Consider the following 16,312-nt stretch of genomic DNA (forward strand, 5'->3'; position numbering starts at 1 on the left):
TGAAAACGCTTACTATTTTATTATAGAATATTTAGAACTTTTTTAAAATATATAACTAGCAATTATAAGTAATTATTTTTTCGTTCGAAAAAGTTATAGGTGTTTTGCTATACTATATGCCTACTTTTTAAGAACGTTCACTTCATTTGAGAATATATGGCATAAAAAAAACCATGAATGCTAAAATAGCTTCATGGTTTTTTCAATATTATGGACGTTCTACTAATGTAGCAACCCCTTGTCCGCCACCAATGCATAACGTTGCAAGGCCTAGCTTCGCTTCACGTTTTTGCATTTCATGAATAAGAGAAACTAACACGCGAGTTCCACTAGCTCCTATTGGATGACCTAGTGCGATTGCTCCACCATTAACATTTAATGTTTCTTGGTTAAATTTAAGCTCACGATCAACAGCAATTGACTGTGCTGCAAAAGCTTCGTTTGCTTCTACTAATTCAACATCTTCTAAAGATACCGCTGCCTTTTCCAATGCTTTTTTTACAGCGCTTACTGGGCCGATTCCCATAATGCTTGGGTCAACACCAGCACTTGCATTGGATTTAATTGTTACTAAAGGTGTTAAGCCTAGTTCGTCTGCTTTTTGACGGCTCATCACAACAACCGCTGCCGCACCATCATTAATACCAGAAGCATTTCCAGCTGTTACAGAACCATCCTTTTTAAATGCAGGACGTAACTTACCTAAGCTTTCTGCTGTTGTACCAGCACGTGGAAACTCATCGCGATCAAAAATGGTTACTTGACCTTTGCGTCCTGGTACTTCTACCGGAACAATCTCATCTTGGAATCGTCCTGATTCGATTGCAGCCTCTGCTTTTTGCTGACTAGCAGCAGCAAAAGAGTCTTGTTCTTCACGCGTAATGCTATATTTATCACATAAATTTTCAGCTGTAATTCCCATATGATAATCGTTAAAAGCACACCATAGTCCATCTTGAATCATACTATCAACGACTTTTTGATCTCCCATTTTGAATCCATTGCGAGCATTCTTTAATAAATATGGCGCTTGGCTCATATTTTCCATTCCACCCGCTACGATAACTTCAGCATCACCAGCAAGGATTGCTTGAGTTGCAAGATGAACTGCCTTTAGTCCTGATCCACACACTTTATTGATTGTTAATGAAGAAACTGTTTCTGGTAAACCCGCTGCGAGAGCTGCTTGTCTAGCCGGGTTTTGACCTAATCCTGCTTGCAAGACGTTCCCCATAATTACTTCATCTACATCATTTGCTGCGATTCCTACTTTATTTAGTGCTTCTTTAATGACTACTCCACCTAAAGTTGGTGCAGAAACATTTTGTAAGCTTCCCCCAAAGCTGCCGATTGCCGTTCTAACAGCGCTTACAATAACCACTTCTGTTTGACTCATGTCGTTAACCTCTCCCTACTGTTTGATTACTGTCACATATATGCTTATTCGACAACCAACTTAATTTTCCTATTGTAATTTCGTTTATTTTGTAAAAATTTATAATTTTTATTGAATTTAAACTTCTATCCTTTAAAATAGGTAATTGAAAGCGTTATCAAAAAAGGAGGAAAATTATGTCGTTACCTTCTAAAGCAACCATCATTGAAGTAGGTCCTCGAGATGGACTACAAAATGAAAAAAATTTTGTACCAACACATGTGAAAATCCAGTTTATTTCTTTATTAAAAGAAGCTGGCCTATCAGAGATTGAATTAACTTCTTTTGTCTCACCAAAATGGGTGCCTCAAATGAAGGATGCACAGCAAGTTATTCAAGCATTCTCATTACAGCAACCTACTAATAACCGCCATATTGTTCTCGTTCCAAATGAGCAAGGCCTGACTAAAGCACTTGAAGAAAATTGTCAATCTGTTGCTTTATTTATCGGCGTCAGCAACTCGTTTAACCAGCATAATATTAACAAAACAACCGCTGAAGCTCTTCACCAACAGCTACCTCTTATGGAGAAGCTTAAAGAACGTAATGCCTACGTTCGCACATGCATATCAACTTCATTTTACTGTCCATACGAAGGGAAAATTAATCCAGACAAAACCGTAGAGCTTTGCGCACACTTTGTAGAAGCGGGCGTAACCGAGCTCAGCATTGCAGATACAATCGGGATGGCTAACCCAAAAGACGTTTTTACTCTCTTTTCAGCATTGAAACGCGCATTTCCTACAGTCCTACTAAACGCACACTTTCACGACACAAGAGGAGTAGCTATGGCTAATATTTATGCTTGCCTTCAAGCTGGGGTTACCCGCTTTGACTCTTCAGCTGGCGGGATTGGTGGATGCCCTTTCGCTAAAGGGGCAACTGGTAATATTGCAACAGAAGACTTAATTTTTATGTTAGATGAAATGGGTGTTCAAACAAATGTGAATCGCGAAAAAATTCTGGAAGCTGTTTCCTATATTGAACCCTACCTTTCACATCCAGTTTCAAGTAAGCAATACCGTCTCTATCAATTAGCTAAACGATAAGAAAGTAAAAAAGCACGGTAGAATCTACCGCGCTTTTGCTGATTGGTCAATAAATGACATTCTTGGATTTAAAATTTGCGCTGGACTTTTTAGCATGAATGTTCCAGCAGCGTCACTATAATCAATTGTCATGTTATCATCCATAAACACTTGTTTTGTTTTCTCAATAAGAATGTCACCACCGTTTGTCGAAACAACAACGTCATCAAATTCTTTATCAGCAACAATCCAAAGTGATGTAACGCCGCTTACAACACAGCCACAGCCGTCCGTATCATATTTCAATTTTAAAAATAGAGATGAGCTTTGATCATATTTTTCAGCAACTTTTTCAAGAGCACGATTGGTAAATACAATGTTCATTCTATCGCTCCTTTTAAATAAATGTATAAACGATGCGAACATGTTTATATAATGAAGTATAATATACAATGCTCACTCCATAAACTATTACGCTCATTAGTATAGACAATGGATGAGCGCTTATCATACATAAGGAGGAATTAACTTGCCAAAAGTTCAAATCAAGGTAATGGATAACGGATCATTTCGAGTGACTGGTGATGTTGAATTAATTGATGCTGAAGGTAATAAGTATGAAACGAAACCCACGTTTTCACTATGTCGATGTGGCATGTCAAAAAAGATGCCCTTTTGTGACGGAAATCATAAAGGTAAATTTGAGTCTTGCGTGCGTGCTAAAGCCTTATTAGACGAGTAATCTTTAAGCGGTTCAATTATTAACAACTCCTCTGTATCTGGACTAGCTGCAGATTTAGGTCGATCCGGATATAACGCTGCAAAAGGGGCAATTACAAATCTTACTCGAACAATGGCTATCGGTTATGCACGGGACGGTATTCCTGTTAATGTTATTGCACCAGGAACAATTGAAACTCCCCTTCTTGACGGACTATCAGGATCAGAAGAAGGAAAAAAGTTTAGAAAAGCCTACGAATGGGTTGATTCAATGGGACGTCTAGGAAAACCAGAAGAGGTAGCAGGCGCTGTACTTTTCTTGGCATCTGATGACAGTTCATATGTAACGGGAGATTGCATTACGGTTGATGGAGGTCACATGGCATACACACGGCCTGGTAAAATGCTTTATGACCCATCCTACAATAAGCTCATGCCCATTGAGGGCACTGAGCTTATTTTTTGTAAAACGCATTTCCTGCTAGTTTTTCAACTAACCATGGAGCAACCTGATAAATTGTAGAGCCAATGCCCATCCACTTTGGCAAGTTAATCTCTCGCTTGTTGGTCCCGATAGATTCAACGACTTTTCTAGCAACATCTACTGGGTCAAGCATCATATTTTTCATGCTCTTTTCGTAAGAACCTGTTTGATCGGCAATGGTAAAAAAGTTGGTTTGAATTGGACCTGGATTAACTGCAGTCACTCGCACGTTAGTCCTAGCAATTTCTAGGCGTAATCCATTTGTAAACCCTAATACGGCATGCTTTGAAGCAGCATACCCACTGGATTTAGGCGTAGCTAGCTTACCTGCTTGAGAAGCAATATTAATAATATGACCTTCATTTCTTTCTAACATAGCTGGTAATACTGATTTCGTACACGCAATTAATCCCAGGACGTTTACTTGAAACATGGACAAAATCGTATCCATTGAAGCTTCCGTTACTTCCTCAAATACCCCAAAACCAGCATTGTTAATTAGCACATCAATTTTATAAACATCTTCAAGAATTTGATTCATGACCGTTTGAACGTCACTTAGATTAGCAACGTCTAATCGATATGTACGGCAAGTAACTCCATACTTCTCACCGATTTGTTCTGATACTTCTTGAAGGCGGATTTCATTTCTAGCAACAAGGATTGGATTAGCACCTCTTTTAGCTACTTCATAGCTAATCATTTTTCCTAATCCACCGGATGCACCCGTAATTAAAATATGCTTTCCTTTAAGATTATTCATTCTTACACCTCAATTATACAAACTCAGTGCTTTTAATCTTATCTTTCTACACTTAAAAAAACAAGATTAATGAGTGTGATAAATAAAACGATCACTTTCATATTGACAACTAACTTGGCGGAGGCTTTCAAGGTAGTCTAATTGCCCTACCGTTTCAGACATCGTCAACCCTAATTCTTTTTCATACACGGATGGAAACAGGAATTTACAAACATCAAATGCAGACATCGGCTTGTTCTTTAAAAGTTGATATACTTTTTCAGCACGCTCTCTTTGCTTAGTTAGTCGTTCTGATACAAGTTTACTCACTTCTTTCACTTCATCTCCATGGCCTGTGTAGATACATGAAATAGGTAATTCAGAAAGACGACGAAGAGATGTATTATACTGAAGCATTGACTTTTTTCGTTTCTCACCTTCATGATACGGAGGCTCAATAAGCGGGTTAGATGAAATATGTTTAAGTAATACGTCTCCACCAATTAAGGTTTCGCTTTGCTGGTGATATAAGGCAATATGACTTTGAGCATGTCCAGGCACTTCAATAATACCCCAATCTTCCAAGCCTTTTATTACACTACCTTCTTGAACTTGATTGTTTAGTGATCTTTCACAAGAATATTTCATTGAATGACGTAATCCTTTTAGATATTTTCGAAATCGTTCATCTACGCCTAACTGCGTAAAGAACTCTGTGAAAAATCGGTCATACTGGTCAAAGAAATTCGGATCTTTCGAAATCCACGGCTCGTTTCTCCAATGTCCGATTACCGGTGTATCTGGTGAAAAATAATCAAGCATACCTACATGGTCCGGATGATGGTGTGTCAGTAACACTTGATCGATATCCTCTACATGTAAGCCAATTTCATTTAGCTGTTTCGTAAAAGAATTCCAAGCCTCTTCTGTCTTCACCCCTGCATCAATTAAAGTAATGGACTCTCCTTTTAGTACATATACATTTACATCTCCAACTGCAAACGGTGTTGGCAATGTGAACTTGTGAATTTGTTCCTTCATAACGTTGTCCCCTTCTAAGTAATGACGTTTTCTTTAAGTGTACACGATTCCAATATACATTCATACAATATGCTTTCTTTTCTGAAAATTAGATTGACAGCTATCATTTTCTCAGTGCATAATTACAACAATATGCTTATAAAATCCACTCACAGAAGACAGCTTATATGTATTAAATACAACGACTTCATACAGAACAAAAAGTATTTTTATTCATTAACAGGTATATATAAAAAGGAGGTTCATCCCTTGATGAAACAACCATTAAATATTGCTTTTATCGGCGCTGGATCAATGGCCGAAGCCATGATTTCAGGGCTAATTAGTACAAACAAATTTAAGCCCGGACAAATTCACGTTACAAATTACAGCAACGACGCACGACTTCATGAATTACGTAATCAATATAAAATTAATATTACTCGAAACATTCCTTTAATCATTCAAAAAAGCGACATAATTGTATTAGCAGTCAAACCAAAAGACGTTGTGGAAAGCATTGAAAACATTAAGCCTTATATCCATAAGAGCCACCTTATCATTTCCGTCCTTGCAGGAGTTTCAACAAGTAGCATCTTATCTTTATTTCAACACAAAGTACCTGTTGTTCGAGCAATGCCAAATACTTCCGCTTCAATCGGTTTATCTGCAACGGCCATTTCCAAAGGGGAGCATGCTAACGACGAGCATATAAAATTAGCTGAAACTCTCTTCCATACAGTTGGAACGGTTACAGTTGTTCCCGAAGCACAACTTCATGCTGTTACAGGCTTATCAGGTAGTGGACCCGCATATGTTTATTATTTGGTAGAAGCGATGCAAAAAGCTGCTCTACATCAAGGCCTTGAGTCAGACGTAGCGACAGACTTAATTACACAAACACTAATTGGTGCAGCTCAGATGCTCAGAACATCACCAAAAAGTCCTACCACGTTACGAAAAGAAGTTACCAGTCCAGGAGGAACGACAGAAGCAGGGCTAGAACAACTGACTGACTACGAATTTCAAGAAGCGCTTATCCAATGTATTGACAAAGCTACACTTCGCTCAAAAGAATTAGGTGAAGCTATTGATGAAAAAATGATGAGCAGTCGTACATCACATTAAGAGTTTGGGACATAACAAAATGATGGCTTCTAAAAGACGAACACTAGCTGTTCCCATCTCTTTGGTTTGTCTGAACACGTTCGTTCCATTGCGCTACGGCCACTCGCTTTCCGCGGGGAGGAACCTGAGCTTCCTCGCTGGAGTCGAGTATCCTACGCTCCATTCCACCCTGTTTCCAACATTGTTTTCACAATCAACCAAAAAACCTGAACAATTAAAAGTTATGAACTCTCAGTCGTTCAGGTATAGTAGAGGCTGAACTACTTATGTCTCAGTCTCTTTTACTAACTCTCCATGAAACAGTAAAGCATATAAAGTGAAATTTACTAAACCTCAGTGCTATAATGCATTTTGTTAGCAACTCGAAATAATGGAGGGATATGAAAGTGACTGCTGAATTGTTTACACCTTATCAAGTGAAAGATGTAAAGTTGAAAAATAGAATTGTAATGTCGCCCATGTGCATGTATTCATGTGAAGAGGAAGATGGCATCGTAACAGATTGGCATCTGGCTCACTATACATCACGTGCTGTTGGCCAAGTTGGCTTAATCATGATTGAAGCGACTGCGGTAACACCTGAAGGACGTATTACATCACGTGATTTAGGGATTTGGAATGACGAACATGTTGAAGGGTTACAAAAGCTTGTTAATCAAGTGAAAGCACACGGTAGTAAAACCGCTATTCAACTTGCACACGCAGGCCGTAAAGCGACGGTAGATGGAACGATTTACGCTCCTTCTGCTATTGCATTTGATGATGAAAGTAAAACACCTGCTGAAATGACAAAAGAAGATATTGAGAGAACAATTGAAGCCTTTAAAGAAGGTGCAAAACGCTCAAAACAAGCTGGTTTTGATATTATTGAAATTCACGGAGCACATGGATATTTAATTCACCAATTCTTATCTCCATTAAGCAATAAGCGCACGGATGAATACGGTGGGTCTGCTGAAAACCGCTATCGCTTCTTACAACAAACGATTAACAGTGTAAAAGAGGTATGGGACGGTCCTTTATTTGTTCGTGTTTCTGCAACTGACTACGCTGAAGGCGGATTAACTATCGATGACCATGTTACATTCGCTAAATGGATGAAAGAACAAGGTGTTGACCTAATCGATGTAAGCTCAGGGGCACTTGTGCATGCTAAAATTAACGTCTACCCTGGCTATCAGGTACCGTTTGCAGAAAAAATCAAGCACGAAGCAAACATTGATACAGGGGCTGTTGGTTTAATTACGAGCGGCCTTCAAGCGGAAGAGATTCTTCAAAGTAAACGTGCTGACCTCATATTCGTCGCGAGAGAACTACTGCGCGATCCGTATTGGCCACGCACAGCCGCCAAAGAGTTAAACACAACCATTGAAGCACCTGTTCAATATGAACGAGGTTGGTAAAAAAGTGAGGGCCTTTAGGGCTCCTCACTTTTATTCAATAGAAAAACTCGCTAGGTCAGACGCAACCAGAGTATGTTTAAATTCCTTCAGCGCCCCCTCTGCTAACTGCCTGACTGCTTCTCCTTGATATCTAGCACTTATATGAGTAAGAATTAGCTGCTGCACATTCGCTTGCCTAGCTACTTGTGCTGCTTGCTTGGCTGTAGAATGATAATAATCATAAGCCAGCTTTTCATCGCCCTCAGCAAATGTTGCTTCATGAACTAAAACGTTCGCATTCTCTGCAAGCATCGTGCTATTTTCACACATTCGCGTATCTCCTAAAATGGTTACGATTTTTCCTGGTTTGGATTCTCCAATGAATTCCGCTCCGTTAATTTCCCGCCCATCTTCTAGAAAAATAGTTTTGCCTTCTTTTAACTGCTTATAATGAGGTCCTGGTTGTACTCCAGCTTCTTTCAAACGTTCTACTTGTAGCGCACCCGGTAAGTCTTTTTCAACGATTCGATATCCGTATGACGTTACGCCATGCTCAAGCTTTGCACATTCTACTTTAAACGTATCATCTTCAAATATAACCCCTTCATTGACTTCAACAACTTGAAGCCGATACTTCAAGTGCGTTTGGCTAACTTCTAACGCGACTTTAATAAACTGCTCAATACCAGGGGGACCGTATACGGTAAGAGGTTCTTCGCCTCCTTGAAACGATCTGCTCCCCAACAAACCCGGAAGGCCATAAATATGGTCACCATGCAAGTGCGTAATAAAAATTTTCTCGATGCGACGAGGGCGAATGGAAGTATGTAAAATTTGGTGCTGAGTTGCTTCTCCGCAATCAAAAAGCCATACGGCACTTCGCTCTTGCAGAAGCTGTAAAGCAATTGAGGAAACGTTTCGTTGTTTAGCTGGTACTCCGGCACCCGTTCCTAAAAATAATAGTTCCATGTGCTTCTCCCTTTCTACTTAATTCAAACATTAATCCGAACAAAAAGCCTGTATGCACATATTATACAGGCTTTTTACTTACCTATGCTACCTAATTGTTTGAAGCGCCTCTGTTAATACAGAAATAAGAAGGTTTAAATCTTCTTTTGGAATCATGAGAGGCGGTGAAAGAGTGAGCACATTGTTATGCCCGGCTACTGTTGCGCCATTCTTCCCAATAATGACTCCTTTTTCTTTACACCTTGCAATTACTTGATTCACTAACTGTATATCCAGGGGCACTTTGGAAATTTGATCAGAAACAAGCTCGATTCCTACCAGCAGCCCTTTGCCACGAATGTCGCCTACATACGGGTGTCCTTTCAATTCTTCTTTTAACTCTTTCAATAAATAGGTTCCCATCGTTTTTGAACGATTATATAAGCCTTCACTCTCCATAATCTCTAGGTTTTTGAGTGCAAGTGCACAGGCAGCTGGACTTCCTCCAAATGTGTTTACATGTCGAAAATATTCATACTGATCGCTACCTTTAAATGCTTCATAAATTTCTCGCTTGACCGCTGTTGCCGATAAAGGTAAATAAGCACTTGTAATACCTTTTGCCATCGTAATAATATCCGGCTTCACGCCATAATTCATAAATCCAAACGCTTCCCCTGTGCGTCCAAATCCACATATAACTTCATCTACAATCAATAACGCCCCGTGCTTTTCGCAAACTTCTTTTACCCCTTGCATATAGTTATCTGGTGGAATTAAAATACCTCCCCCTGTAATAATTGGCTCCATTATGACCGCAGCAATTGTTTGACTAAGCTCCCACGTCATCGTGTCATCAATCGTCTTCACCGACTGAAGCAGCTCTTTTGGTGCATCTATTTTATCGACACCTCGGTAGCTATCAGGGGGTGGAACATGAAGAAAGCCAGTTGCTAAAGGTTCGTACTTGTATTTACGCTGAGCTTGCCCCGTAGCTGACAGTGCCCCCATCGAGTTTCCATGATACCCACGGTAACGTGAGATAATTTTATAGCGCCCATGTTCTCCTCGTTGCTGATGATACTGTCTCGCAATTTTAAATGCGGTCTCATTCGCTTCTGATCCGCTATTAGAAAAAAAGATGACATATTCATCTCCTAGCATTTCATTGAGCTTTTCAGCTAATTGAATCGCAGGAGGGTGACTTTGCGTTAATGGAAAATAAGCTAGTTCTTTGAGCTGTTCATAAGCTGCTTGGGCTAGCTCTTCTCTTCCATAGCCTATATTTACGCACCAAAGTCCCGCCATTGCGTCTAAAAATCGATTTCCATCCTCATCTGTTATCCAAGCGCCCTTCGCTTTTTCTACTACCATAGTAGCTTCAGGAGAATAAGGTTTCATTCCGTGCCATACGTATTGCTCATCCTTATTTTTTAAGCTTTTATTTTTTTCGCCACTGCTAGCTTGAACCATTGCATTCACTCCTTCTGATTTTAGTAATTATATGGATGAAGAGACTTCGACCAAAGCCGAAGTCTCTCTTTTCATCTAATAAATATGTTAAAAATCAAAGCGTGATGTTATCATCTTTTTACGCGTATAAAAGTTCAATCCGTCTTTTCCATTGACATGTAGATCTCCGTAAAAAGAGTCTTTCCAACCCGAGAACGGGAAGAAAGCCATAGTAGCAGGCACTCCTACGTTGACACCTAGCATACCAGCATCTGCTTCTTCTCTAAATTGACGGATTGCTTTTGCATCCTTTGTATAAATTGTTGCACCATTTCCAAACCGAGATTTTTCAATATATTCTAACGCTTCATCTAAATTTTCAGCTCGAAGCAAGCTTAAAACGGGTGCAAACAGCTCTTCTTTTGCAATGGTCATAGTGGGCGTTACGTGATCAAAAATCGTGGCACCAAGAAAATTCCCTTCCGAATAATCTTCCATTTCCTTACGACCGTCTCTAATTAAATGAGCACCTTCTTCCACCCCGGCTTCGATATAGCCAAGTACTTTATCTCGATGCTCTTTCCGAATAACGGGCGTTAAAAGCACTTCATCCTGTAACCCACTGCCCATAATTAATTCATCTGCTTTTTGCTTCAACTTCGCAACGAACTGTTCTTTAACACCGTCTACCACTACAACAGCACTGCATGCCATACAGCGCTGTCCAGCGCTACCAAAAGCAGAGCTTATAATGTGATTCACCGCTTTATCTATATCACAATCCGGCATAACAATATGATGATTTTTGGCACCAGATAAAGCCTGAACTCGCTTGCCTTGCGCTGCGGCTTGTTCATATACATACTTTGCAACTGGTTGAGAACCAACAAAAGACACTGCTTTAATATCCGCATGATCAATGAGACCGTTGACCACATCATGTGCACCATGCACAAGATTTAATACGCCAGATGGAGCTCCAGCTTCTGTGAACAATTCAGCAATCCGAGTAGCTAATAAAGGCGTGCGCTCTGATGGTTTTAATACAAATGTGTTTCCACAGACAATCGCTAGTGGGAACATCCAAAGTGGAACCATCATCGGAAAGTTAAACGGCGTAATTCCTCCCACAACCCCAACAGGATAACGATACATTTCTGAATCAATTTCTTCTGCAATATTACTAAGCGATTCACCCATAAGTAGCGTCGGTGCTCCGGCAGCAAATTCTACACATTCAATACCACGCTGGACTTCTCCATAAGCTTCTTTATAAGCCTTACCATTCTCTTTTACTACGAGTCTTGCAAGCTCTTCATGATGTTCAATAAGCAATTGTTGAAACGCAAACATAAGCCTTGCCCGTTTCGGAGCTGGTACATGCTTCCATGCTTTAAACGCTTCTTTTGCATTTTTAACAGCATGGTCAACATCTTGTTTAGTTGAAAGAGGTACTTTTGCAAGCGTCTTTCCCGTTGAAGGATCAATCACATCTTGAAACTGATTGCTTGTTGAGGCAACCCATTTTCCACCTACATAGTTTCTTAATTGTTTGGTATCTTCATTCACGACTGACATCTAATTAGCCCCCTTTTAGCATACAATCTTACTTTTATTATCATGAATTCTTACTTCAGATTCATTAGACATAATGTGAAATAGAAATTCTGTCTAGTTTCACACATTGGATAGTGAAATACGAAGTAGACCTAGTAAAATGAAAGAGAGCTCATGTAAGGGATGCTTTTTCTAGCTCATCAATAGCAGTAGTAGATGCGTTTAGTGCAAACAAATAGTCATAGGTCATGATCATAAATTCGATAGCCATTCGTTTTTCGTGAGCCATAAAATCAGAACCTAATAGCTTTTCCAGCTTTTCAATGCGATGATAAAGAGTCTGACGCACAATATATAAGCGCTTTGCCGTTTCTTGCTTTGATCCATTACATGCTAAATATACTTTTAGTGTTTCAAATAGCTTTGCATTAAATTTTCGATCATACTCGAGAACTGGCTGTAAATACTCCATCACCACTTCTTGTAATTCCCGCTGTTCATTGACTAACGAAATAATGCGGTACATGTGCAGGTCTTCATAAAAACAAATATGATTTTTCACTTGGTTGTGCAAAGTCATTTGAATGGAAACTGTTTTTCTAGCAGTTTCATAGCCTTTATAGATGTGATCTAAGCGTCTATTAAACTGTCCCACTCCTATCAGCTGCACCGCTAGTGATTTGTTGACTTCTTGCAAATCAACGTGGTTTATCCAACGGTTCAAACTTCTTTCTAATCTTTCCCTCCACGTAGTCACCTGACGTTTATTTAAAACAACCAGTACTAACTCTCTTTTCTTTTCTAAAATGAGAAGGTGAAAACCTTCTTGTTCAAAGATTGCTCGAATCGTCAATTTTAAGTACGTATGGTCTAGCTTGACATCTTGTATACATTGACAGCATATAACCGTTCCACCTTGGATTGGAAAGTCATGTAATACTTCTTGTAAACAATGTGTGATTTGAGATGAGGAAATTTCACCGTTTATCCACTGAACCATCCACTCTGTTTCTTGAACTCGCTTTTTTTCTTCAACATATAAGTCTCGTAAAAAATGCTGCGCTAGAGCTGTTGCTGTTCGATCAACCGTTAACATTTCAAGTTCCGTAAAAAAATCATTGGTTGAAAGAATATATAGCTCTGCATAGCTTTCGCCTAACAGTTGAATTGAATGGGTAAAAAAAATACTTTGATTCTTTTTTTGTTTAGTAATATGATGCTGTAATAATTGTTGTTGGGGTAAGTTTAAACAGGCTGGAAAAAGCGTTACTTCACTATGTATACGAAGCCCGGCTAAAAGTCCGGTTGATTCGCAAAGATGCTGTAAAATATCTTTTGGATCGTTGACAGAAAGCAGCATTTGATTCAGCTGCTGAGAGTAATTTTCTAAATCGGAAATCATTAAATACTGCTGATTAACTAGTAGCGCATGCAAATCTTGCGTTATTTCAACAAACGGGACTTCTTCATGAAATAAAATAATGGGAAATTCGTGTTCATTTGCAAATTCAATAACGTTTTGAGGAATCTGAGAGGTATACGTACCAAGCTCGATACAGAGCCCCGAAGCTTGACATTCAATTAGCTGTTTCAAAAATGAAAGGCATAATTCATTATCTTCCTTCCACCCTACACCAGTTGAAAGAATTAATTCATTCCCTTTTAAAAGCTCATTTACGCGAGTCACTTCCATCACGTGAACCCATTTTACCCGATTTGTGAGACCGACTTTACCTGCGATTACTTCACAGCTGTTAAAATGCTTTCTTTTTAAAACCTCATTAATTGTCAAATAAGATTTCAAACTCACACCACCCTTAATCAGTCTATCTCTTTATATTAACTTAAGTTTTCTGAAAAATAAATCATTTTATCTCTTTATAATTTTTTAGAATATAACTCGCTGCTTACATGGAATTACTCAAAAAAAAGCTATAAATCATTATGCGATTTACAACTTCTCAGCGGCTACTTGCAGTGTTTTAAAAAAACCATGCCTTTTTTTTGCTTGCTCTTTTATTCTCTGAATTTCCTGTTTATAGAAACGTAGGTCGTGAAGTGACACTGCATTAAGCATTTCCATCTTAAGCTTATCTATTACTTTTCTTTCCTCAATTGTCATCATATCTAAATCTTTCTCATTCATCATCTCTGTTTCACACCCTTATCATTTATAGGTATATTTAACGTTTACATTTTTGTTTCAAAAAAACTTTTATACTATACTATTTACTACAAATCCCTCCCTAACTAAACCCTTTTCCCATTGTTGTAAATGAAATGTAATAACTGTTTGTAATACGTAACACTTGACATGAATAGTAACGAAAAAAATATGAGTTAGTTTCACTTTTTGCGCTATTTTTCAAAATAAATAAGAGCTTGGGACATAACAAAATGATTGCTTCTAAAAGACGAACACTAGCTGTTCCCATCTCTTTGGTTTGTCTCAACACATTCGTTCCATTGCGCTACGGTCACTCGCTTTCCGCCGGGAGGAACCTGAGCTTCCTCGCTGGAGTCGAGTATCCTACGCTCCGTTCCACCCTGTTTCCAACATTGTTTTCACAATCAAAAAACCTGAGCGATTAAAAGTTATGAACTCTCAATCGTTCAGGTGTAGTAGAGGCTGAACTACTTATGTCTCAGTCTCTTATTTTATAACTGCTGAATTAATATTCCTGAAAAGTACTTTCTAGCATCCGCTGTTAAGATATGAAGCTTTTCTTTTTCAACCTTCCCTTGCTTTATGCGTTCAAACTCTAGAAATGCACCGCTCAGATTTTCTGTTACGCTTTTAATAATGAAACCTTTTTCAATAAGAAAATCAATTTTTTCACGTTCTGCAACAAAATGCTGATAGTCTGACATACCTTCACCTCAATCTGTTGAAATAGTTTGGCTGGATGCGACAGGTTGAATTACTTTCTCATCAATTGAGATCACCCAATCACGGCCAACTGTAATGCCTAGATACTTTTCATCACTTGGTGTCTCAATCTCAGCTTGTTTATAACGCTTAAACCACCAATATTTAGCTAAGACATAATAACAGATAGCGCCTACTACAAATCCAACAACAAAAGAATAAGTTGATAGAAAGTAAGCACTTGTTCCACCTATAGTCCATGCAAGTAAACCAGCTATATTAAAGCCATAAAAGTAGCGATACTGCCCATTCTCTTCATATAGCTCTGTCACGTTTACTCTACGCTTTCGTAATAAGTAGTAATCGGCAAACAAGATACCAACAATGGCCGATAAAATTCCACCGACAATTAACAATGCAGGGACAATAATACCAAACAAACTCCATGGTTGAACAATCGTCCCCACAATACCAGCGATGAATACCCCAACCCCAAATGGCACTTTAGGTCCACCAACATTTGAAAAAATCGTTGCAGCTGGAATCAAATTCGCTGAGATATTTGTTGACCACTGGGCAAATACAACCATTAAAAGTAATACTCCAAGCGCGAAGCCAGACGCAGCTTCTTGAAGCGCTACTACTGGATCATAGTTTTTCACGGCAATATAAGAGACACCACCAATGATAACCATAAATGTTTGAGTTAGCGGCAATGCCACTACGCTTCCTACAAGAGCTCCTTTATTGCGTTTTACCCAGCTCCGCTCATGTGTAGGTGCTTTAATAAACCTTGAGATAGACGGAATATCTGCTGCAAGCGTTGCCCAAAACCCCATGTTACTCATAATGACTACGATAAATGCTGTAACAGCTGCCCCTCCTGTCACCGGACTTTCAATCCACCCCCATACCTCTCTACCTTGAGAAAGAGCTTGGTCCGACAGAGTCGTATACATCCAGGCTGAAATAATGATGATAACTGGGGCTGCTAGGTCCGTAAAGCGTTCAACTGCTTTAATTCCAAGCGCTGTATTAATAAGCTGTAATAATGCAAAGAGAAAAAAGCATATGAGCCAGTTATTAAACCCTGCTAGAGCATTTAAAATCCCATTCATTGCCGTAGCACCAAAGTACGTATTGATTCCAAACCAACAAGATGCTGCAAGCCCTCGCATAACGGATGGAATATGAGTGCCAATTGTTCCAAATGGAGCTCTCATATAGACTGGAAATGATAAACCATGTTCAATCCCAATATCGGCAATAATGGTCACAAATAAACCAATCGCAATTGATCCAATCACGGTTGCTACTACAACCCAGCCGAGAGATAAGCTTTGCACACCGGACCCTCCGATTGCAAATGCGGCTAATACAACCGCCATACTAACCCACATTAATGAAAAACCAAGCGTTCCAATTTTACGGTTTTGATGCGCAACAGGTAATAAATCCGGTGATTTTAAATAGCTTCCTGATTTTTTCATTTCTTGCACCCCTCATACTATTTAGTAAACGCGTTACATTCATCATGAAGGCTGTTT

At 39.1% G+C, this 16,312-nt stretch carries 15 protein-coding genes and 1 pseudogene; 5 read left to right on the forward strand and 11 right to left on the reverse strand.

Annotated features, from left to right (window positions below):
• Window positions 1–208 precede the first annotated feature (208 nt).
• Window positions 209–1,396, reverse strand: a complete 1,188-nt coding sequence (locus MKZ18_RS16380) for an acetyl-CoA C-acetyltransferase (RefSeq protein WP_025909797.1) — start codon at window positions 1,394–1,396, stop codon at window positions 209–211.
• A gap of 176 nt (window positions 1,397–1,572) precedes the next feature.
• Here MKZ18_RS16380 and MKZ18_RS16385 point away from each other — a divergent pair, with 176 nt between their 5' ends.
• Window positions 1,573–2,484, forward strand: a complete 912-nt coding sequence (locus tag MKZ18_RS16385; RefSeq protein WP_061784738.1) for a hydroxymethylglutaryl-CoA lyase — start codon at window positions 1,573–1,575, stop codon at window positions 2,482–2,484.
• A gap of 24 nt (window positions 2,485–2,508) precedes the next feature.
• On the opposite strand, the gene MKZ18_RS16390 is transcribed toward MKZ18_RS16385, so the two are convergent.
• Window positions 2,509–2,847, reverse strand: a complete 339-nt coding sequence (locus tag MKZ18_RS16390) for an iron-sulfur cluster biosynthesis family protein (protein ID WP_061784739.1) — start codon at window positions 2,845–2,847, stop codon at window positions 2,509–2,511.
• Between the two features lie 169 nt (window positions 2,848–3,016).
• Here MKZ18_RS16390 and MKZ18_RS16395 point away from each other — a divergent pair, with 169 nt between their 5' ends.
• Window positions 3,017–3,205, forward strand: coding sequence for a CDGSH iron-sulfur domain-containing protein (locus MKZ18_RS16395; RefSeq protein WP_340842984.1), 189 nt, complete (start codon window positions 3,017–3,019; stop codon window positions 3,203–3,205).
• 9 nt (window positions 3,206–3,214) lie between these two features.
• Window positions 3,215–3,613 (forward strand): annotated as a pseudogene (locus MKZ18_RS16400) (SDR family oxidoreductase); the annotation flags it as partial.
• 25 nt (window positions 3,614–3,638) lie between these two features.
• Here the strand turns inward: MKZ18_RS16400 and MKZ18_RS16405 are convergent.
• Window positions 3,639–4,430 (reverse strand): SDR family NAD(P)-dependent oxidoreductase, encoded by a 792-nt coding sequence (locus tag MKZ18_RS16405; RefSeq protein ID WP_062686271.1) that lies wholly within the window; start codon window positions 4,428–4,430, stop codon window positions 3,639–3,641.
• 66 nt (window positions 4,431–4,496) lie between these two features.
• Window positions 4,497–5,450 carry an MBL fold metallo-hydrolase gene (locus MKZ18_RS16410; RefSeq protein WP_340842267.1) on the reverse strand — a complete coding sequence of 318 codons (954 nt, stop codon included), beginning with the start codon at window positions 5,448–5,450 and terminating at the stop codon, window positions 4,497–4,499.
• A gap of 252 nt (window positions 5,451–5,702) precedes the next feature.
• Between MKZ18_RS16410 and proI the strand changes: the two genes are divergently transcribed.
• Together proI and namA are read left to right on the forward strand one after the other, a co-directional pair.
• Window positions 5,703–6,557 carry a pyrroline-5-carboxylate reductase ProI gene (proI, locus tag MKZ18_RS16415; protein WP_163070587.1) on the forward strand — a complete coding sequence of 285 codons (855 nt, stop codon included), beginning with the start codon at window positions 5,703–5,705 and terminating at the stop codon, window positions 6,555–6,557.
• A gap of 386 nt (window positions 6,558–6,943) precedes the next feature.
• A complete protein-coding gene (gene namA, locus MKZ18_RS16420; RefSeq protein ID WP_025909790.1) occupies window positions 6,944–7,960 on the forward strand; it encodes an NADPH dehydrogenase NamA in 1,017 nt (338 codons plus the stop codon).
• Window positions 7,961–7,990: 30 nt separating this feature from the next.
• Here the strand turns inward: namA and rnz are convergent, their stop codons facing one another.
• The 7 genes from rnz to MKZ18_RS16455 all read right to left on the reverse strand — a co-directional run bounded on the left by rnz (window position 7,991) and on the right by MKZ18_RS16455 (window position 16,255).
• Window positions 7,991–8,908 carry a ribonuclease Z gene (rnz, locus tag MKZ18_RS16425; RefSeq protein WP_100346853.1) on the reverse strand — a complete coding sequence of 306 codons (918 nt, stop codon included), beginning with the start codon at window positions 8,906–8,908 and terminating at the stop codon, window positions 7,991–7,993.
• Between the two features lie 87 nt (window positions 8,909–8,995).
• Window positions 8,996–10,360: an aspartate aminotransferase family protein gene (locus MKZ18_RS16430; RefSeq protein ID WP_100346852.1), complete on the reverse strand. Its 1,365-nt coding sequence runs from the start codon at window positions 10,358–10,360 to the stop codon at window positions 8,996–8,998.
• An 87-nt stretch (window positions 10,361–10,447) separates the two neighbouring features.
• Entirely contained in the window at window positions 10,448–11,917 is a 1,470-nt protein-coding gene (locus tag MKZ18_RS16435; protein ID WP_061786535.1) for a CoA-acylating methylmalonate-semialdehyde dehydrogenase, read from the reverse strand.
• 151 nt (window positions 11,918–12,068) lie between these two features.
• Window positions 12,069–13,706: a PucR family transcriptional regulator gene (locus MKZ18_RS16440; RefSeq protein WP_390894707.1), complete on the reverse strand. Its 1,638-nt coding sequence runs from the start codon at window positions 13,704–13,706 to the stop codon at window positions 12,069–12,071.
• Window positions 13,707–13,847: 141 nt separating this feature from the next.
• Entirely contained in the window at window positions 13,848–14,045 is a 198-nt protein-coding gene (locus MKZ18_RS16445; protein WP_251385330.1) for a hypothetical protein, read from the reverse strand.
• A 509-nt stretch (window positions 14,046–14,554) separates the two neighbouring features.
• A complete protein-coding gene (locus MKZ18_RS16450; protein WP_025909784.1) occupies window positions 14,555–14,767 on the reverse strand; it encodes a hypothetical protein in 213 nt (70 codons plus the stop codon).
• 9 nt (window positions 14,768–14,776) lie between these two features.
• Window positions 14,777–16,255 carry an NCS1 family transporter gene (locus MKZ18_RS16455; RefSeq protein ID WP_025909783.1) on the reverse strand — a complete coding sequence of 493 codons (1,479 nt, stop codon included), beginning with the start codon at window positions 16,253–16,255 and terminating at the stop codon, window positions 14,777–14,779.
• Window positions 16,256–16,312 lie beyond the last annotated feature (57 nt).

It is taken from the genome of Priestia sp. FSL W8-0001, from assembly GCF_038050335.1.
In the GTDB taxonomy this organism is placed as follows: domain Bacteria; phylum Bacillota; class Bacilli; order Bacillales; family Bacillaceae_H; genus Priestia; species Priestia flexa.